Origin of the sequence: Secundilactobacillus angelensis (genome assembly GCF_012641075.1) — a bacterium.
Lineage (GTDB): Bacteria > Bacillota > Bacilli > Lactobacillales > Lactobacillaceae > Secundilactobacillus > Secundilactobacillus angelensis.
In genome coordinates this window covers 71,328-90,941 of the sequence record NZ_JAAXLJ010000006.1, presented here as the reverse complement: position 1 = coordinate 90,941, position 19,614 = coordinate 71,328, and the positions used below count along the sequence as shown (strand labels likewise).

General features: G+C 44.6%; 15 protein-coding genes and 1 pseudogene. 11 read left to right on the top strand and 5 right to left on the bottom strand.

Annotated elements, in window-relative coordinates; all coding sequences use genetic code 11:
* Positions 1-9 precede the first annotated feature (9 nt).
* The 8 genes from ligA (at position 10) to HC026_RS04950 (ending at position 10,729) form a co-directional block, all read left to right on the top strand.
* Positions 10-2,052: an NAD-dependent DNA ligase LigA gene (gene ligA, locus HC026_RS04985; protein WP_168924893.1), complete on the top strand. Its 2,043-nt coding sequence runs from the start codon at positions 10-12 to the stop codon at positions 2,050-2,052.
* A complete protein-coding gene (locus tag HC026_RS04980) occupies positions 2,052-3,212 on the top strand; it encodes a CamS family sex pheromone protein (RefSeq protein WP_168924892.1) in 1,161 nt (386 codons plus the stop codon). Before ligA ends, HC026_RS04980 begins: the two co-directional genes overlap by 1 nt.
* Positions 3,213-3,344: 132 nt before the next feature.
* Positions 3,345-3,653 (top strand): Asp-tRNA(Asn)/Glu-tRNA(Gln) amidotransferase subunit GatC, encoded by a 309-nt coding sequence (gatC, locus tag HC026_RS04975; RefSeq protein WP_168924891.1) that lies wholly within the window; start codon positions 3,345-3,347, stop codon positions 3,651-3,653.
* 5 nt (positions 3,654-3,658) lie between these two features.
* Complete coding sequence (gene gatA, locus HC026_RS04970) at positions 3,659-5,128, top strand: Asp-tRNA(Asn)/Glu-tRNA(Gln) amidotransferase subunit GatA (protein WP_168924890.1); 1,470 nt, start codon at positions 3,659-3,661, stop codon at positions 5,126-5,128.
* Positions 5,128-6,549, top strand: coding sequence for an Asp-tRNA(Asn)/Glu-tRNA(Gln) amidotransferase subunit GatB (gene gatB, locus HC026_RS04965; protein ID WP_168924889.1), 1,422 nt, complete (start codon positions 5,128-5,130; stop codon positions 6,547-6,549). Before gatA ends, gatB begins: the two co-directional genes overlap by 1 nt.
* A 33-nt stretch (positions 6,550-6,582) precedes the next feature.
* Positions 6,583-7,596, top strand: a complete 1,014-nt coding sequence (locus HC026_RS04960; protein ID WP_168924888.1) for a diacylglycerol kinase — start codon at positions 6,583-6,585, stop codon at positions 7,594-7,596.
* A gap of 85 nt (positions 7,597-7,681) precedes the next feature.
* Positions 7,682-9,055 carry a 23S rRNA (uracil(1939)-C(5))-methyltransferase RlmD gene (gene rlmD / locus HC026_RS04955; RefSeq protein WP_168924887.1) on the top strand — a complete coding sequence of 458 codons (1,374 nt, stop codon included), beginning with the start codon at positions 7,682-7,684 and terminating at the stop codon, positions 9,053-9,055.
* A gap of 135 nt (positions 9,056-9,190) precedes the next feature.
* Complete coding sequence (locus HC026_RS04950) at positions 9,191-10,729, top strand: gamma-glutamylcysteine synthetase (RefSeq protein WP_168924886.1); 1,539 nt, start codon at positions 9,191-9,193, stop codon at positions 10,727-10,729.
* 54 nt (positions 10,730-10,783) lie between these two features.
* On the opposite strand, the gene HC026_RS04945 is transcribed toward HC026_RS04950, so the two are convergent.
* The 4 genes and pseudogenes from HC026_RS04945 to gntK all read right to left on the bottom strand — a co-directional run bounded on the left by HC026_RS04945 (position 10,784) and on the right by gntK (position 15,972).
* Positions 10,784-11,377, bottom strand: coding sequence for a sugar O-acetyltransferase (locus HC026_RS04945; protein ID WP_168924885.1), 594 nt, complete (start codon positions 11,375-11,377; stop codon positions 10,784-10,786).
* Positions 11,378-11,507: 130 nt separating this feature from the next.
* Positions 11,508-12,836, bottom strand: a complete 1,329-nt coding sequence (locus tag HC026_RS04940) for an APC family permease (protein WP_168924884.1) — start codon at positions 12,834-12,836, stop codon at positions 11,508-11,510.
* Between the two features lie 106 nt (positions 12,837-12,942).
* A pseudogene (locus tag HC026_RS04935) lies at positions 12,943-14,302 on the bottom strand (gluconate:H+ symporter).
* Between the two features lie 107 nt (positions 14,303-14,409).
* Positions 14,410-15,972: a gluconokinase gene (gene gntK, locus HC026_RS04930; RefSeq protein WP_168924883.1), complete on the bottom strand. Its 1,563-nt coding sequence runs from the start codon at positions 15,970-15,972 to the stop codon at positions 14,410-14,412.
* Positions 15,973-16,329: 357 nt separating this feature from the next.
* Here gntK and HC026_RS04925 point away from each other — a divergent pair, with 357 nt between their 5' ends.
* Both HC026_RS04925 and HC026_RS04920 read left to right on the top strand, forming a co-directional pair.
* Positions 16,330-17,178 (top strand): MurR/RpiR family transcriptional regulator, encoded by an 849-nt coding sequence (locus HC026_RS04925; RefSeq protein WP_168924882.1) that lies wholly within the window; start codon positions 16,330-16,332, stop codon positions 17,176-17,178.
* Positions 17,179-17,254: 76 nt separating this feature from the next.
* Positions 17,255-18,022, top strand: coding sequence for a GH25 family lysozyme (locus tag HC026_RS04920; protein WP_168924881.1), 768 nt, complete (start codon positions 17,255-17,257; stop codon positions 18,020-18,022).
* A gap of 59 nt (positions 18,023-18,081) precedes the next feature.
* On the opposite strand, the gene HC026_RS04915 is transcribed toward HC026_RS04920, so the two are convergent.
* Positions 18,082-18,450 (bottom strand): DUF4828 domain-containing protein, encoded by a 369-nt coding sequence (locus HC026_RS04915; protein WP_168924880.1) that lies wholly within the window; start codon positions 18,448-18,450, stop codon positions 18,082-18,084.
* A gap of 158 nt (positions 18,451-18,608) precedes the next feature.
* Between HC026_RS04915 and HC026_RS04910 the strand changes: the two genes are divergently transcribed.
* Entirely contained in the window at positions 18,609-19,613 is a 1,005-nt protein-coding gene (locus HC026_RS04910; RefSeq protein ID WP_168924879.1) for a Gfo/Idh/MocA family protein, read from the top strand.
* The last annotated feature ends 1 nt before the right edge of the window (position 19,614 follow it).

Below are 19,614 nucleotides of genomic sequence, written 5' to 3'. Positions count from 1 at the left end.
GGTGTTGAAATGGAACCATCAGTTGATTCGCTAACAAAAGCAGAAGCGGAAGCGTTAGCTGCTCAGCTTCGTCCACAGTTACGTGCGTGGGGAGAAGCCTACTACAGTGAGGACGCACCAACCGTAGAGGACTCAGTTTATGATCAAAAATACGCGCAGCTAGTTGCCATTGAAACCAAGTATCCGGATTTAGTAACCCCAGATTCACCAACTCAAAATGTTGGTGGGGCGGTTTCTACCGAATTCACCAAAGTAACGCACGACATTCCCATGTTGTCTTTAGGTGACGTTTTTTCAAAAGAAGAATTAGCGGATTTCGTGACTCACATTACCGAAAACGCAGCGGGGACTTACAACTGCGAGTTAAAAATTGACGGGTTGGCAATCTCATTGCGCTACGTTGACGGTAAGCTAGTTCAGGGTTCAACACGGGGAAATGGTCAAATTGGCGAGGATATTACTGCCAATTTAAAGACGATTCCTTCAATTCCCACTGAGCTGACACGGCCACTCACGATTGAAGTCCGTGGGGAATGTTACATGCCGAAGCAGTCCTTTATCGAGCTGAATCAACGACGAGACGCGGAAGGCAAGTCGGTTTTTGCTAATCCCCGCAACGCGGCTGCAGGTAGTCTGCGACAGCAAAATACCAAGGTGACTGCTGAACGAAAACTGAGTACCTTTATGTATAATGTTGCGGATTACGAACCATTGAAGACCCGTACGCAAAGTGGCTTGATCGATGAATTAGCTGAACTTGGTTTTACCACCAACCCGAATTACCGGGTGGCCAGCAACATGGATGAGATTGACGCCTACATTGATGAATACACGCAGCAGCGTGACAATTTATCATATGGCATTGATGGTATTGTGGTAAAGGTTAACGCGTTACCTGTTCAGCGAGCTATGGGTGCCACTGTTAAAGTCCCACGGTGGGCAATCGCCTATAAGTTTCCGCCTGAAGAGGCCCAAACCGTCGTCCGCGATATTGAGTGGACAGTTGGCCGAACTGGTGTGGTGACACCAACGGCAATCATGGACCCCGTACAATTGGCGGGTACCACTGTTGCCCGAGCCACACTGCATAATCCTGATTATCTGCAAGAAAAAGACATTCGTATTAACGATACGGTGATGCTGCATAAAGCGGGCGACATCATTCCGGAAATTTCCAATTACATCTCTAGCAAGCGCCTTGCTGATAGTGAACCGTACGTTATTCCGACACAGTGTCCTTCGTGTGGCTCGACGCTGGTGCATTTGGATGACGAGGTGGCACTACGCTGCATTAACCCACGCTGTCCAAAACAATTAACTGAGCAGATGACTCATTTTGCATCACGGAACGCCATGAATATTGACGGCCTTGGTCCACGGATCATCAGTCAGCTATTTGATAAGAAATACGTCTCAGATGTTGCTGATTTATACGGTCTGACTTTCGATCAGTTAGTCACTTTGGATAAATTTGGGGAAAAATCTGCTAATAATTTATTAAATGCACTGGATAACAGTCGCAATAATTCGCTAGAACGCTTATTATTTGGATTAGGGATTCGTCACGTGGGTAATAAAGCGGCTCGTTTGATCGCTGCTCACTTCAGTACCATGGCCAACGTCATGGCAGCCAGCCAAGAAGAAATTGCTCAAATTGACTCGGTTGGTGATACGATTGCAGACAGTTTGGTGACGTACTTCAGCAATGATGGCGCCATTGAGTTGATTCATGAATTAGAAGAACGCGGCGTCAATATGACCTACACTTCGGGCAATGACCAAGAGGTAGCCGCTAATGGTTTCTTCGCTGGTAAACGAGTTGTTTTAACCGGCAAGTTAACCAGCATGACTCGGGGCGAAGCAGGTGATTGGCTGGAGGCTCAGGGCGCTGATGTGACCAGTAGCGTGTCAAAAAAGACGGATCTTGTAATCGCGGGAACGGATGCTGGTAGTAAGTTAACCAAGGCTGAAGCTCTCGACGTACCAGTTTGGAACGAGGAACGGTTTGCAGCCGAGATGGCGTCTCAAACTGAAGATGGAGGAAAGAAGTAATGAAACGATTTAAAGCCTTATTTGTGATGGCAATTTGCGGACTCTTCTTAAGTGCCTGCGGTAATTTAGGCAGTTCTAGTGGAACTAGCGGTGGTAGTACTAGCAGCAATAAGGGGACCCAACTGACTGGTGAAGCAGCTGCTGGCGATTACCAAAGCGTCATTAAAAACGGTCGTTACGTCACCAGTAAGTCTCGTGGCGTCAACGTCTCTCAAAATGATAACCAGTTTAACCTGAAGAGTTTTGAAAGTGGCTTGTTAACCGTTTCGAAGAAGGTTTATTCGCCAAGTAAGTACATTTTTGAAGAGGGTCAATACTTGAACACGAGTACCGTCCAAAAGTGGCTGGGCCGAAAATCCAAGGCCAACCCAGACGGCTTGAACCCTGTTAATAATGGTAAAACTGCTCCAAATACCCGGAACCCAATTTATTTGCAGCAAATGGAAGAACAGGATTTCATGAAGCAAAGTGGTAAGAAGTTAACCTTGTCTGGTATTACGATCGGTCTTGGGCTGAATTCCGTTGATTCTTACCAGAAGAAGAATTTCGGTTCCACTTACGAAACCAAGATTAGTAAAGCCGAAGCCAGTCGTGAAGGCCGGATTATTGCTAACCAAGTGTTAGCACGGATGCGTCAGAAACCTGGTTTGAAAAACGTGCCCATCACGATTGCACTTTATCGCCAAGCACCCAGTGACAGTCTAGTCGGCGGTACTTTCTTCTCCTACTCAAGTAATAAGGGTGGGGTGACCAAAGTCAATTCCTGGAAGTCAATTAGTGAACAAAATTACGTGTACCCAGCTACGACTTCAAACGCTTCCAGTGGTAATTCTGGGAGTGGCAACTCTAATGATGAAAGTTCCTTTGAAAACTTTAAGAACCAAATTCAAAACTACTTTCCTAATTTGAGTGGTGTCACTGCTCAGGCACATTACACCAACAAGCAGTTGACTGGAATGAACGTTAGCATCACCACGCAATTCTATAGTGAAACTGAAATTATCAGCTTTACGCAGTATCTGCAACAAGCCGCTCAGAAATACTTACCGTCTAATGCGCCAATTGACATTACGGTCAGTTCCACGGAAGGGGTTCAGAGTTTCTTGAGCCGTGATAATGGGGCAAAGAAGTTTACTTCACACGTCTTTAACAGTTATTGATATAATTAAGTCTCAACTCCAAATAGCACTGGTTTGAACTCAGAAAACCAGTGCTATTTTAGGTTAGATTGTGGTAGTATATTTGTTGTGTAGCGTAAATTACGCAGAATTCTTGTGAAAGAGGGAAACTTGATGGCAAGTCGAATTGATCAAGACCAGGTACAACACGTTGCCTCGTTAGCAAAGTTAAGTTTGAATGACGACCAACTGAAGTACTTTACCACCCAATTAGATGAAATTATTGGGTTATTTGAAACCTTAAACGAAGTCGATACTGACGGCATTGAACCAACTTCAAGCGTTAGTGATCAGATCAACGTCATGAGAGAAGACGTTGCCGACAATTGGGGCCAGCGTGATGCTTTATTAGCTAACGCTCCTGAATCTGAAAAGGGCTATATTAGAGTACCAACGATTATTGATGAAAGTGAGGATGAGTAGAAACGATGAACTATTTCGAAAAAGATCTCACATCACTGCATGATGATTTGGTTGCTAAGCGAATCAGCGTAACTGATTTGGTTCAGGCAACCTTTGATAACATTGCAGCTACTGACCCTGATTTAAACGCCTTTTTGGCCTTGAATAAGGATGCAGCATTGAAGAAAGCTGCCGAAATGGATGAAAAGGGCATTGATGCTGATAACATCCTGGCTGGTATTCCACTGGCAATTAAGGACAACATTGTCACGAAGGGGTTGACCACAACAGCAGCTTCCAAGATGCTAGAAAACTTCGTCCCAATTTATGATGCTACTGTTGTTAGCACTTTGAACGAAAAGGGCATTATTAACGTTGGAAAAACCAACATGGATGAATTTGCCATGGGTGGTTCAACTGAAAATTCTGCTTTAAAAACCACTAAAAACGCTTGGGACTACACCCGCGTACCCGGTGGTTCATCAGGTGGTTCCGCTGCAGCCGTTGCTTCTGGCGAAGTAATTGCCGCATTTGGTTCTGATACTGGTGGTTCGATTCGTCAACCATCTTCATTTAACGGCATCGTTGGAATGAAACCAACGTATGGTCGAATTTCTCGTTGGGGCCTGATTGCTTTCGCATCAAGCCTTGATGAAATTGGCCCAATGACTCGGACAGTTAAGGATAACGCCATTTTGCTATCCGCTGTTGCCGGTCATGACGACCATGATCTGACGACTTCAACTAAAGAAGTGCCCGATTTTGCTGCTGAACTGAATGATCAGACTAGTGTTAAGGGCATGAAAATCGGTTTACCTAAGGAATTCTTAGGTGAAGGTGTTGATTCAGAAGTTAAGGACGCGATTCTAGCTGCTGCTGATAAGTACCGTGAACTGGGTGCAACGGTTGACGAAGTCTCTCTGCCGCATAACAAGTACGGCGTTGCCGCTTACTATATTATTGCTAGTTCAGAAGCTTCATCTAACTTGCAACGGTTTGATGGCATTCGCTACGGTCACCGTTCTGATGACGTTAAGAATCTTGAAGATGTATACGTGAACTCCCGTACTGAAGGCTTTGGTGACGAAGTTAAGCGTCGGATCATGCTGGGGACATTCTCATTGTCTGCTGGTTTCTACGATGCGTACTTCAAGAAGGCTGCGCAAGTTCGGACGTTGATCATTAACGACTTCCAAGCTGTGTTGAAGGATCATGACTTTATCATGGGACCAGTTGCCCCAACACCAGCTTTCAAGATTGGTGAAGAGATTTCTAACCCAATGACGATGTATATGAACGATATTTTGACGATCCCTGTTAACCTTGCTGGATTGCCAGGAATGTCGATTCCAGCTGGTTTTGCTAAGGGCATGCCGGTTGGGATGCAATTAATTGGCCGACCATTTGACGAATCAACGCTTTATAAAGCCGGTTACGTCTTTGAACAAGCCACTGATTTTCATAAACAAACACCTAAGCAAGGGGGCAAAAACTAATGAATTTTAAAACAACTATCGGGCTTGAAGTCCACGTTGAATTAAAAACCAATTCCAAGATTTTTAGTCCGTCTCCCGTTGAGTTTGGTGACGATCCTAACGCTAATACCAACGTGATTGATTGGGGCTATCCTGGAGTTTTGCCAACCACCAACAAGGGTGTTGTGAAGTCCGGTATTATGGCCGCTTTAGCGCTCCATGCGCAAGTTGAACCACATACTCACTTCGACCGGAAGAACTACTTCTATCCTGATAATCCTAAAGCTTACCAAATTACCCAATCTGATAAGCCAATTGCTCATGATGGTTGGATTGAAATTGATGTTGACGGTGAAAAGAAGCGGATTGGGATTGCAGAAATGCATATCGAAGAAGATGCCGGTAAGAACACCCATGAACGTGACTATTCATACGTTGACTTGAACCGTCAAGGAACCCCGTTGATTGAAATTGTGTCAAAACCTGAAATTGCATCTCCTGATGAGGCTTATGCCTATTTGGAAGCATTGCGTCAACGGATTCAATTTACCGGGATTTCTGACGTGAAAATGGAAGAAGGTTCCATGCGTGTCGATGTCAACATCTCCATTCGGCCAGAGGGTCAAAAGAAATTTGGGACAAAGACTGAGCTGAAGAACTTAAACTCGTTTAACTATGTCCGTAAGGGCCTGGCATTCGAGGAACAACGCCAACAACGCGTTTTGATGTCTGGTGGTCAGATTCAACAAGAGACGCGTCGTTTCGATGAGACCACTGGCCAAACTATCTTGATGCGTGTCAAGGAAGGATCCGATGATTATCGTTACTTCCCTGAACCAGATTTGCCAGCGCTGAACATCAGTGATGAGTGGGTTAATGAGATTGGTGCTGAAATGCCTGAGATGCCTGGGAGCCGTCGTTTGCGTTACGTCAACGAACTTGGCTTAACGGATTACGATGCCATGGTTGTGACTCAAACCAAGGAAATGGCTGATTTCTTCGACGAAACGGTTAAGCTGGGTGCTGATCCTAAGTCGGCTGCCAATTATCTTCAAGGAGACGTTAACGCCTTCTTGAACGAACAGCACGCTGATTTGCAGGATACTCAGCTGACCCCAGCTAACTTAGCTGGTATGATCAACTTGATCACGGATGGCACCATCTCATCTAAGATGGCGAAGAAAGTCTTCAAAGCAATCACTCAAGGTAAAGAACCAAAGGCTTTCGTTGAAGAAAAGGGTCTGGTTCAACTATCTGATCCAGCTCAATTACAACCAATCATTGATGCTGTATTGGCTGACAATCAACAATCAGTTGATGACTTCAACAACGGTAAAGACCGTGCAGTGGGTTACTTAGTTGGCCAAATTATGAAGCAGACACACGGTAAGGCTAACCCTCAAGTGGTTAACAAGTTGCTGATTGCTTCGCTTAAAAAGTAAACGTGAGTTGCTTAATATTGGAGGGAAACACTTATGCGGAAACGTGCGCGAGTGATATATAATCCTTCTTCGGGTCGAGAGGCTTTAAAGAAGGATATGATCGATATTTTAGGAGTTTTTGAACAAGCGGGGTACGAAACTAGCGCATTTGCTACTACTCCAGCTCCTAATTCGGCACGTGATGAAGCCGAACGAGTCAGTCGTGAAGGCTTTGATCTAGTTGTGGCAGCTGGTGGCGATGGTACGATTAACGAGGTTGTCAACGGTATTGCTGGTCTGAAGAAACGCCCGAAAATGGCCATCATTCCAGCAGGAACTACTAACGATTACGCTCGTGCACTGCGTATTCCGCGTGAGGATCCTCTAGCGGCTGCTAAGGTCGTGTTGAAGGACCAAACCATTAAGATGGACATCGGCTTGGCAGGGGAGAAATACTTTGTTAACATTGCCGGCGGTGGTCGTTTAACTGAGTTAACCTACGAAGTGCCGTCCAATTTAAAAACTTTATTTGGTTACTTGGCCTATATCGTCAAGGGTGCGGAGTTGCTTCCACGGATCCGGCCGTTCAAGGTAGATCTAAAATACGACGGCGAAGAATACGATGGCGAAGCTTCCATGTTCTTCTTAGCATTGACCAATTCTGTTGGCGGCTTTGAACAAATCGTTCCCGATGCGTCGCTAAACGACGGTAAGTTCACCATGATCATCGTCAAAACCAGTAACTTAGCCGAAATTTTGTACCTGTTGACCTTAGTGTTAAACGGGGGCAAGCACATCAATGATCCGCGGATCATTTATCGTAAAGTGCGCAAGGTTGAAGCTAAACCCAAAGGTGATTCTAAAATCATGATCAACTTGGATGGCGAATATGGCGGTGATGCGCCAATGACTTTCGTTAACTTAAAGCAACACATCGAAACCTATGCTAATCTGGATGATATTCCGGATGCTCAGGTTGAGACTGAAACCCCTGAAGTACTTGAAGCTGAGCGTAAATTCTTGGCGGGTGTTCAAGAACTGCCGGCGGATGAAGAACCAAAGAAATAGTGATTTAGGTATGAATTGGGAGGGTTTTGCTGTATGATACATAAGGCAGCAAAACCTTTCTTTTGGTTAAAACAAGGAGATTTTAATGAAAATACAAGCACCAGTAGCAAAAAATGAAACGTATACGGGCACGGTTATGGACCTGACCTATGAAGGTAACGGCGTGGTTAAAATCGACAACTATTCGTTGTTTATCGCCAATGCATTACCAGGTGAAGAAATTAAATTTGTTGTGACGAAAGTCGGAAAAAGCTTTGGCTTTGGTCGGGTTTTGGAACACGTAACGACTTCACCAGACCGGGCTGAAATCGATGCGAAGGACCGCAAACTCGCACAAGCGGGGATTGCACCTTTACAGCACATGGTTTACCCGGCTCAGCTGCGTTTTAAGCAGCACCAAATCGAATCATTATTGGCCAAGAATAAGCTTGACCTGAGTGTTTCTGAAACCATTGGCATGGAGACCCCATATCACTATCGTAACAAGGCTCAAATCCCAGTCCGAATGGTAAACGGCCAACTGGAAACTGGTTTTTATCGCCAACATTCCCATGACTTAGTGCCACTGACTGATTTCTATATTCAAGATCCTAGAATTGATAAAGCAATCGTGATTGTTCGGGATATTTTGCGGGCTGAAGGGATTCCGGCTTATGACGAACGCACCCATAAAGGGATCATCCGTAACGTGATGGTTCGTCAAAGTTATTACGAAAAAGAAATGATGGTTGGTTTGATCACCAACAGTCATACCCTACCTCGTTCAAAGGAAATCGTGGCGCAAATTTCAGAGCAACTCCCTGAGGTTACCAGTATTATTCAAAACGTGAACAACCGGCCAACCAACGTGATTCTTGGACCAATCACCAATGTCTTATATGGTGAGCCAGTGATTCATGATTCCCTATTAGGCAACCGGTTTGAAATTTCGGCTCAGTCCTTCTACCAAGTTAACCCGGTACAAACTGAAAAGTTGTATCAGTTAGCTATTGATCGGGCAGGCTTAACTGGCCAGGAAACTGTGATTGATGCCTACTGTGGTATCGGGACGATTTCCTTAGCTATGGCACGCCACGCTAAAGAAGTATACGGCGTTGAAGTGGTTTCAACCGCTGTTGAGGATGCCAAGAAGAATGCCAAGCTGAATGAATTGACTAACTTGCATTTCGAAACCAATAAAGCCGAATACCAGATGGCAGAGTGGCAAAAGCAGGGCTTAAAGCCCGATGTCATCGTTGTTGATCCACCACGTAAGGGCTTAGATGAAACGTTGATTCACAGTGCTGCAGCAATGCAGCCTAAGAAAGTGGTTTACGTGAGTTGCAACCCGTCTACCTTGGTACGTGATATTCAGCGTTTTGCTGAAGAGGGTTACCACGTGACTGAACCAATCCAGCCAGTAGACCAATTTCCACAGACGCCACATATCGAGTCTGTCACTTTACTGGAAAAAGATTAAAATTTATTTAATATTGAAAGAACCAACCAAGATTAGTCTTAGTTGGTTCTTTTTCTTATGGACAGAACTTGATTACTCACCATGTTTTAATCTATAATCAATTCAACGTTACCACACACAAACGGGGGATCTCGGATGTTAGACAATCTATTGAACGTTATTAAAACTGAAGGCGTCAGTGAGCAGCTGTATCATGGCCTGGTCGGGCTAGAAATTGAAGAAAACCGGGTGGATAAAACGGGACAGTTGAGTCGTGAACCGCATCCTCGAATGTTGGGTTCACGAAGTTTTCATCCTTATTTACAGACGGATTTCGCTGAATCTCAGGCAGAATTAATTACCGATCCTAATCCTAATATTGGTGGTGTCTTGGATCAATTAGACACATTGCAGACCGTTTTTTATCGTTCCCTACAAGGTGGCGATCGAATCTGGCCTTTGAGTATGCCACCAAGAATTACGGCGGAAGATGCAGCTTTTATTCAGTCTCATTTTGAGCGACCCGCCTATGCTGACTACCGTGATTATCTGACTAACAAGTACGGTGTTTCCCCAAAAATTATGACGGGTGTGCATCTGAACTATAGTATCCCAGACCCGGTCATCAACCGACTATATGCCCATTATGAGAATGAGTATGATCAGGTGATTGATTTCCGAAATGCTTTGTATTTCCGAACGGCGCAAAATCTGGTGTTGAATCGCTGGCTAATGACGTATCTATTTGGGGCGTCACCGGTTGCCGAAGCAGGCTTTTTTGACCAGCAGCCGGAAAGCTTGTTACATCCGGTCAGAAGTATTCGGAATAGTCATTATGGGTATGGTAATTTACCAGAGGATGGCATTGATGCCACCATTTATCAATCGTTGCCATACTTTGTGACGCGTTTGAATAAATTAATTAAAGATAAAAAATTATACAGTCAAGCGGAGTTTTATGGTCCTGTTCGGTTGCGCGGTGTTGATGAATTGAATGAATTAAAAACCAAGGGTGTTCGGTATCTTGAATTTCGTTGTCTCGATTCAACACCATTTCGGTCAAATGGTATTAGCCGTCACGCACTATATTTGATGAAACTATTATTTATCTATGCACTGGTAACACCCGTGGATGATGACCAAATCGTGGACCGGTTAAGACAGGCTGACTTGGATAATGAACGAGTGGCGCTGGAAGAACCTTCTCAAGCGACCTTTAAGGCCGCTGAGGGACAGGCGTTCTTTAATCAATTACATCAGTTAGCGGTTGAGCTGAAAGCCCACACTGAGCTAATCAACGCTGTCGACGATTTTGCTGAAATCGTCAGTCACCCCGAATTGACACCATCTGCCAAATTGGAGAAACATTTAGATGACAATGGCAGTTTAATGTCCTTTGGTATTCAGCGAGCCTCAGAATGGAAAGCACAGCGGGTCGGCACTGACCAATTACTGCCAAGAATGTCGCGGTTGAACGTCCATGCGCAGGAGCTCATTTTTCGAGCAATTCAGCTGGGTATTCGTTACTACGCCGTTCGTGATGAAAATGGTGCCATCATGTTGATGTTGACGTTTAACTCTATTACACAGGTGGTGGAAGCTGATCGCGTACCTGATGAACCAGCAACGGAATATTTGAAGCGGATGTTCCCAGACCTGCCGATTCCGGAAACTGATCATGATGAAGCAATTTAGATATTCAAATTTAAGAGGATGAAGAAGCTAACTGGCTTCCTCATCCTCTTTGGTTTAGTCGCTAATTATTCTCAACACGTGACAAGGGTTTCCCACCGCTACCACGTGATCAGGGATATCCTTAGTCACCACGCTACCGGCACCGATTACCGTCCCTTCACCAATCGTCACGCCAGGTAAAATAATGACGCCTCCGCCAATCCAGCACCCGTGCTTGATGTGAACGGGCAGGGACCGAGTGCGGACAAAATGCTGTTCGGGATGTTCATCCCATTGGTCATTTAGGCGTTGTGACAGTGGCACTGGATGAGTACCCGTGTAAATTTGGACGTTGGGTGCAATCATGGTTTCACCATCAAGCGTAATCGTGCCAGAATCCATGAATGAGCAATTCATATTAATGGAGATTTTATCACCCAAATGAATGTTGCGCGCAAAGTCACACAGAAAAGGTGTTCCCACCGTCACTTGCTTACCAATGCTGCCAAGTGACTGTTCCAGCAGTTGCCGTCGCTTGTCCGCTGCATCGTACGGTGTTTGGTTATAAGCCATCAAGAAATGATTTGCCTCATCCTTGTATTGCTTAAAAATCGGATCATGTGCATCGTATAGTTCACCATTTTGCTGTTTTTCCAATTCAGTTGCCATTATCATCACATCTGCCAATCGTTAAATCAAATTTATAAACCGCTTTCAGTTTAGCACTGACCAAAATCGTTCTCAACCTTCTGGATCAACCCAAAATAAAAGCCCTCATATCGAGGGCTTTGCAGATTATTTATTCCGTTTTATTACGCTTGCGTTGGTGATAATAGTAAACTGGAATACCGATTCCCGTTAGGATAAGTCCAGTAACCGCCAATCCCGTTTGTGTCCAAATCGTAATGATCAAAATGAACAGCCCGCCAAGAATGGCAATGATTGGAATAATCGGATACCCAGGCACGCGGTAGGGCCGACGCAATTTAGGTTCTCGTTTACGTAGAATGAATAATGCGATGAACAAGAGAATGTTAAAAATCCACATGACAAAGACCAGCATATCGGTCAGGGTATCAAATGAGCCCATGAACATCATGATGATTGCAATCCCTAGCTCAGCTAAGCCAGCGAAGTAGGGCACGTATGTCTTGCGTGAGATTTTACGTAATTGCTTGCTAAAGGGCAGTGAATCTTCAGCAGCCATTGCAAGCGGTACGCGCATCCCCGTTAAGGTGTAGCCATTGATTGCACCATAGACGGAAACTAAGATTCCCATGGTAACCAGTTTACCGCCGAAGGGTCCAAAAATCATTTCAGCTGATTCTGATGCCGTGTTAAGGTTACCCGCGATTTGGCTAACTGGCATGCTCTTCAGGAAGACGAAGTTGATCAAGGCGTAAATGATGGTAATGAAGACGAGTCCTAAAACGATTGCCCGTGGCAAATCTTTTTCTGGATGTTTCATTTCTCCAGCGACGTTACCAATACTGATCCAGCCGTCATAAGCAAACATGGTAGCGAGCAAGCCACTGCTAAACGCTGTCCAAAAGTTAAGGTGAGGACCAGCGGTAATGGGGACTAGCGAAACCGCGACATGAGCCTTCGAGAATAATCCAAAGATTGCGATGATAAAAATTGGAATCAGTTTAAAAATTAGCGTAATTGATTGAAGTGCGCCACCGACTCGAGCACCTAAAAAGTTGATGAGAGTGATACTTAGACCACATGCAATGGCAATCGGTAGGTGCCAAACTAGTGGTAAGCTGAATAGATTGAGAACCTGTGTGGAAAAGATAATCGACAGCGCGGCAATATTAGCGGGGTAGTATACCAAGATTAACGCCCAGCCCATCAAAAAGCCAGGCAGTTTACCATAGGTGTATTCAATATATTTGATTGCGCCACCAGTTCGTGGAATCGCCGCGGCTAATTCCGCAACGGTAAGTCCAGCACAGATGGTAAGTAAGCCACCTAATATCCAGGCAGCCAAGGTCATACTGGCTGATCCGGTGACTTCGACAACACTCGCGACTTTGAAGAAGACACCGGCACCAATAACTGTTCCCATCACAGTTGATAGGGCGGTAAATAAACCGATCTCACGTTTTAATTTTGGTTCACTCAAGATAATTTCCGTCCTTCCCAATTCAATAGCAATCAATTATAGCAAAGAAAAACCCCGGTGACAACGCACCGGGGAAGGGTTTCACATTAGAAATTAATGATAATTATTAGTGGAAAAACATGTTAAGAATCATAACCATGCAAATCCCGACAACTGAGATAACCGTTTCAAGCACCGTCCAAATCGAAAGTGTTTGCTTAACGGTCAAATCAAAGTATTCTCGGAACATCCAGAACCCAGCATCGTTAACGTGTGAAGCGGCTAATGAACCGGCACCAATGGCAAGAACCATCAAAGCAGGGTCCACGCCCGCTGCAGACATCAGTGGTGCAACGATCCCAGCAGCTGTTAAAGCGGCAACGGTAGCTGAACCTAAAGCAACACGTAGGACAACGGCAACTAACCAACCAAGGATCAGAGGACTGATACTTGAGTTAGTAAAGATCTTGGCAACTTCATTACCAACACCACCGTCGATCAAGACTTGCTTGAAGGCACCACCACCACCGATAACTAACAGCAGCATAGCAATTGACTTAACGGCGTTTTCAACGGTTTCCATGATGTCTTTGGTTGCTCGTTTACGAGCCCAGCCCATTGACCACATTGCAAACAGCAATGAAATCAACATTGCGATAGCTGGGTCACCGATGAAGGCAACGATTTGATCTAGCATCGTTGGGTTCTTAGTCGGAGTGGCACCGCCGTCAACGGTCATCTTATAGATGGTCGTGATCGCCATCAAGATAACAGGGAATAGTGAAGTCAAAACGGATACACCAAAGCTTGGTTCTTCATCCGGCGCCATTTCTTTAACTTCACCCAAAGAACTTAAGTTACCTTTTTGCTTGAAAGCAGATGGCGCAAACTTCTCGGCTAACTTCGTGAAAAGCGGACCCGCAATGTATGCAGCGGGAACAGCAACAATAATACCGAAGAGTAAGACTTTAACCATCACTGGCACCCAAAGCTGCGGCAATGGCAGTTGGTGCTGGGTGAGGTGGCAGAAATCCGTGGGTAACTGACAATGCAGCTGCCATTGGAATCCCAAGGTACAAAATTGGCACTTCGGCTTCAACGGCAATTGCAAATACGATAGGAACCAACAGAACCATACCAACTTCGAAGAATAACGCAATCCCAATAATGAATGACGCGAGCATAATAGCTAATTGAAGTCGTTTTCTACCAAATTTGTTGATTAAAGTCGTAGCAATCTTGTGGGCACCACCGGCATCGGCGACTAACCGGCCTAACATGGCCCCAAAGCCAAATACCAAGGATAACTCACCCAATTGACTGCCAATACCAGTTTCAATACTGGTGGCAATCTTAGTGAGTGGCATGCCAAGGAGAATGGCGGTTAAAACAGAAGTTAAAATTAGGGAGACGAAAGTGTTCATTTTGAATTGAATGATCAAAACTAACAGGAATAGAATCCCAATTACTAACGCTAGTATTTCCATAGTTAGAAAACCCTTTCAGAATAATCTAAGAAGCGTCAACGAGAGACGTTTCACAGTGACGGACAATTGGAAACCCTTTTTAAATTTTTAAAGTTGGATCCCATTAATTAAAGCTCGTTGTCAGACTTTGCTTTCTTAGCATCCTGACTACGTTGGAAATCAGCAATGGCCTTGTATTCGGTTTGTAATTGCCGACTTAAACGGATGTAAATTGGTACCAGTGCCCGATAAGCTTCAAAAGTATCTGGGTTAGGGTGGTGAACATTAGTGACACCAACGAATTGCTTGACCTCGCTAAGGTCATCGATTAAACCTAAGCTGTACATCCCAAGGACAGCAGCACCTAAAGCGGTACCCTCAACACTTTCAGGAATCGTGACATCCTGCTCGAAAATATCGGCTAGCATCTGGCGCCAAAGCGCTGATCGCGCGAAGCCACCGGTTGCTTGAATGCTGACGGGCTTACCAACGACTTCTTCTAGTGCAATCAGCACGGTGTAGAGGTTGTAAACAATCCCTTCCAGAGCAGCGCGAACCATGTGAGCACGGGTGTGATTCCGGGTCAAACCGAAGAATGAACCACGAGCGTTGGCATCCCAGATAGGTGCCCGTTCGCCCCCAAGGAATGGGTGGAAAATCAAGCCGTCTGAACCGGCAGGAATCTTTGAAGCAATTTCCGTCAGTAAATCGTAGCTGTCGATTTTCATTTGTTCCGCAGTGATCTTTTCGGGTGCGAATAACTGATCACGTACCCAGCGAAAGACGATACCACCGTTATTGACTGGCCCGCCAACAACCCACTTGTTTGGTGCGAGGTAGTAACAAAATACCCGGCCTTTAGGGTCAATCTTAGGCTTATCGGTAACTACCCGAACAGCACCAGAAGTACCAATGGTAACGGCTACGACACCAGGATCAATGGCGTTGACCCCAAGGTTAGCCAGAGGGCCATCCGAAGCACCCATGACAAACGGGGTATTAGGGTCGATGCCAATCACTCTGGCGTAGTCTTCATTCATGCCCGTAACAGTATCAGTTGTATCAACCAATTCTGGTAGTTGGTCACGTGTTACGCCAGCAAGTTCAAGTGCTTGGTCGTCCCAATCCATCTTGAAGATGTTGAACATCCCAGTAGCGTTAGCAATGGAATAGTCTTCCTTTAAAACCCCGAATAACTTATAGATGACGTATTCCTTGATTCCGACGAACCAGCGAGCTTTGTTAAATAAGTCCTGGTGGTCATTGCGAAGCCAGATAAGCTTCGTGAAGGGAGTCATTGGGTGAATGGGGGTCCCAGTCTTTTCGTAGATCTGCTTGCCAACACCGTTTTCTCGTAACTGGTCCGCGTACTTGACAGCCCGATTATCCGCCCAAGTAATGGCACGGGTCATTGGCTTATGATTTTCGTCTAATAGAATCAAACTATGCATGGCAGCTGAGAAGGAGACACCCTTCAGTTCGCCAGCACTTAAGTTTGCCTTGCGTAAAACCGTCGTTAAACCATCCACAATTGCTGAAAAGATCTCATCCGGATCTTCTTCCGCCATATCGGGAACGTCTTGGTAAAGCGGATACAAATTGTTGGAGTAGCCTTGTACCTTGCCGACATTGTCGAACAGCACAGTTTTGACGCTGGTTGTTCCTATATCAACACCGATCATATAGTCCATTTTTCTATGACTCCCTTTCTGATTAGAACTTGCAATGTGAGTGTAAATGACTTTTAAACCGTTTACAAGAATAAGCATCTCGAATAAGTTCTTTTTAAATGAATCAACTCGTCTATTATATGAAAAAAGATTTCACAATTCAAGGGATGATTAGAAAATTATTTACAAATCAGATAGTAATGGCTAGAATACATGGTGTATAGTGTACGAGAAGGCCGTACCAATTCGCGATATGAGATGGTAAAATAAGTTTAAAGACTAGTGAATGCAGGTTTAGGCTGTATAACGTATAAGCGTTGTCATATCAGTGATAAAGAATAATTTAAATGGTAGATTTGCACCTAGGAGGCAGTCAATTTGGCACAATCAGCGATCAGCAGCATCAGATCCTACTATCCCAATTTAAGTAAACTACATCAAAAAATTGCGGATTATATTTTTGCACAGCCGCAATTAGTAAGTGATTTAACCATCAATGAATTGGCTGAAAAAGTTGGGGTCTCCACCGCCTCAATTTCCCGCTTTGCAAAGGCGGTAGGTTATTCTAGTTTCCGTGAATTCAGTCTTGACCTAGCTAACGTTTCGTCGGATGTTAACCAGAGCAGTATGTTTAAAAAAGTTAAGCCGGATGACACACCAAAGGTCATGGCTGAAAAAACCTTTCAGGCAATGATCGACGCGTTGATTTCCACCCGGTCATTACTTCATGATGATGAGTTGGAAGAGATTACGGATCATATTCTAAAGTGCCATCAGTTAGCGTTCTTTGGGCTGGGCGGTTCGTCGGTTGCTGCATTAGATGGATACCATAAATTTTTAAGAACTTCTATTAATAGTGAGTATTATCCTGATTTCGACGTTCAGCTCATGCAAGCCGCCAAAATGAATGAAAACGATTGTGCCATCATGATTTCACATTCGGGCGAGAACCAGCAGACGCTGACCGTTTTAAAACAACTTCATAACAATCACGTGCCAGTGGTTGCCATTACTAGCTACGGTCGTTCTTCTTTGGCGCAGCGAGCAGATATGGTGCTACTGTCTTTGGCTGACCAAATGTCGACTACATCCGATAGCATGTACACACTGATTGCCCAGTTGGCTATGATTGATAGTTTATTTACAATTGTTGCGGTTAAGCTGTCCAATAAGACGGAGGCCGTCATGAGTCGGGTTAAAGAAGCCATTGATCAGACGAGAACTTGAGTTTTGGTAATGATGTCTGCGATTTTCCAAAAGCATGGTAAAATAAGTGTGACTAAGGGACAAGGGATGAGCAGGCGTGAGACGACGACAGATTGAACCAATTTATACCAATACTTATAAGCAGCTGCGCAACCGTTCTCGGCGATTACGCTTTTTTGGGATCTTATTCATCCTGATCCTAGTCATTGGTGGCTGGGTTGGCTATCAGCATTATCGGGATCAGCAACTGAGTAAGTACCCGGTACGTGGTGTTTCACTCAGTCAGGCCAACGGTTTCGTAGACTTTCAGCAGCTGCATCATCAAGGCTATCAGTTTGCCTATTTAAGGGCGACTTCTGGTGCGACTTACGCGGATGATCAATTCCAGAGCAACTATGATCGGTCGCAGGGAAGTGATCTGGAAATCGGTGTTTATCACGTTTATAGCTATACCACGTCTCCCAGTGCTCAGCTGAAAAATTTTGATCAAACGGTGAACCAACGGAAAGGGCAGCTGCCGATTGCAGTTCAAGTGACAACTTACGGGAATTACGACACCGGGTACCTGAAGCAATCTGGACCACAACAAAAACTGCAACGCTTTATTTCACTACTGCATCAGAGGTATGGTAAACAAGTTATTATTTGGTGTTCACCAACCGTGTGGCGGGCGATTGCACAATCGTCATTGGAGCGGTACGATACCTGGTTGCAAACTTCAAATGTCAGTCACCAGGATGATCGAGTCGCGTTTATTGAGTACAACCAGAAAGCAACGGTCAAATTAAACGGCCAGTCGCAAACGGTTGGCGGGTCCGTTTATAATGGTTCACAGCATCAGTGGAATTCGTGGATCACGCGTTAGTTAAAAATAAAACCAGTCTGATTACCCATTCATATTGGATAGTCAGACTGGTTTTTAACTTAGTTATTCGCGTTAGCAACGATGTAGTAAATCACATCATCAGCTTCGTCAAATAGTTTAACTGGTGTATCACCATCCGCTGTAATAGTGATGTGATACCCATAATGGTCTAATAAGACCAACGTATCCGCCGTTAACGAAACGACTTTGCAAGGAATCGTGCGATGATCGATACTGATGGTTAAATCGGGACCGATGACCAGTGAATGAGTGCGGGCCGTTTCTGAATGGCGCAGTTTCCAAGAGCCAATGAAAATCATTGGTGAATGATCAGCCTTTGCAGCCGAACGCTTAGTTGTTCGTTGAGAAGACCGTAGAAAACTGTGCAATTTTGTTCGGCTTGATTGGATAAAGTCTTTTGCATTCATGACGTGGCCTCCTCACTCTTATTCTGACCTAATTTTAACATGTATATTAACTAATTCCTTGTTCTTTAACTTAATTTTAAAAATAAACTAGTCTGTGCATTATCATTTGAGTTAGGAACTGCTATCATGGAGTTAAAGCAGAAAGAGAGGCGTTTTTAATGATAAACTTTGGGATTATCGGTACTAACTGGGTGACTCAACAATTCGTGGAGGCAGCTCAAACTTCTGGATTGTACCAGCTAACCGGAGTCTATTCGAGACACCAGGACACTGCAACCGAGTTTAGTCAAAAAAATGGTAGCGCTGCAACGTATACCGACCTTAAAACGTTCTTTAACCAGGGTGATTTTACTACAGTCTACATTGCATCACCAAACAGTTTGCACTTTGAACAGGCCCAACAAGCCATTCAAGCGGGCAAGAATATTATCGTTGAAAAGCCAGCTTTTGAAAATCAAGCTCAAATGGAACGGATTCAAGAATTGCTGAAGCAGCACCCAGAGCTGCATTACTTCGAGGCTGCCAGAAACATTCATACACCGAACTTTCACGCCATTGAAGCGCAGGTAAAGAAAATGCCAGTGATTCAGGGTGCCAATTTAACTTACATGAAGTACAGTTCACGCTATGATCAAGTCCTCCAGGGTAAGGAACCAAACGTCTTCTCATTGAAGTTTGCGGGTGGTGCTTTGCAGGATTTAGGAGTTTACCCACTGTATGATGCCATCACGTTATTTGGGATGCCTAGCGAATTCAACTATTTCCCCGAATTTATTCAGACCGGGGTGGATGGTAAGGGTGTAGCAATTTTACAGTATGGTGAATTCAACGTCACACTGAACTTTGGTAAAACTACCAATTCGTATATGTCATCTGAGGTTTATGGCTTGAAAGATACCATCGAGATCGATGATGCCGGAGAAATCGGTGAGGTCAACTACTTTGATGCGGATGGTCATAAAAATTTACTTAGCCAACCCGTCACCGAAAACCCAATGTTGCCTGAAGTGCGTGATTTTGCGCGGGTACTCAACCACCCAGATAATGCACAGAATCAAGCGGACTATGACCGTTGGCTGAATTTGAGTGTTCTGGTGAATAAAATGCTGTTTAATTTACGCCAGTCAGGAAAAATTGTCTTTTACGATGAACGTGACAACTAAT

Coding starts and splice junctions, on each gene's coding strand:
- ligA (WP_168924893.1), top strand. CDS start 10: ATGGAACCATCAGTTGATTCGCTAACAAAAGCAGAAGCGGAAGCGTTA.
- HC026_RS04980 (WP_168924892.1), top strand. CDS start 2,052: ATGAAACGATTTAAAGCCTTATTTGTGATGGCAATTTGCGGACTCTTC.
- gatC (WP_168924891.1), top strand. CDS start 3,345: ATGGCAAGTCGAATTGATCAAGACCAGGTACAACACGTTGCCTCGTTA.
- gatA (WP_168924890.1), top strand. CDS start 3,659: ATGAACTATTTCGAAAAAGATCTCACATCACTGCATGATGATTTGGTT.
- gatB (WP_168924889.1), top strand. CDS start 5,128: ATGAATTTTAAAACAACTATCGGGCTTGAAGTCCACGTTGAATTAAAA.
- HC026_RS04960 (WP_168924888.1), top strand. CDS start 6,583: ATGCGGAAACGTGCGCGAGTGATATATAATCCTTCTTCGGGTCGAGAG.
- rlmD (WP_168924887.1), top strand. CDS start 7,682: ATGAAAATACAAGCACCAGTAGCAAAAAATGAAACGTATACGGGCACG.
- HC026_RS04950 (WP_168924886.1), top strand. CDS start 9,191: ATGTTAGACAATCTATTGAACGTTATTAAAACTGAAGGCGTCAGTGAG.
- HC026_RS04945 (WP_168924885.1), bottom strand. CDS start 11,377: ATGGCAACTGAATTGGAAAAACAGCAAAATGGTGAACTATACGATGCA.
- gntK (WP_168924883.1), bottom strand. CDS start 15,972: ATGGACTATATGATCGGTGTTGATATAGGAACAACCAGCGTCAAAACT.
- HC026_RS04915 (WP_168924880.1), bottom strand. CDS start 18,450: ATGAATGCAAAAGACTTTATCCAATCAAGCCGAACAAAATTGCACAGT.
- HC026_RS04910 (WP_168924879.1), top strand. CDS start 18,609: ATGATAAACTTTGGGATTATCGGTACTAACTGGGTGACTCAACAATTC.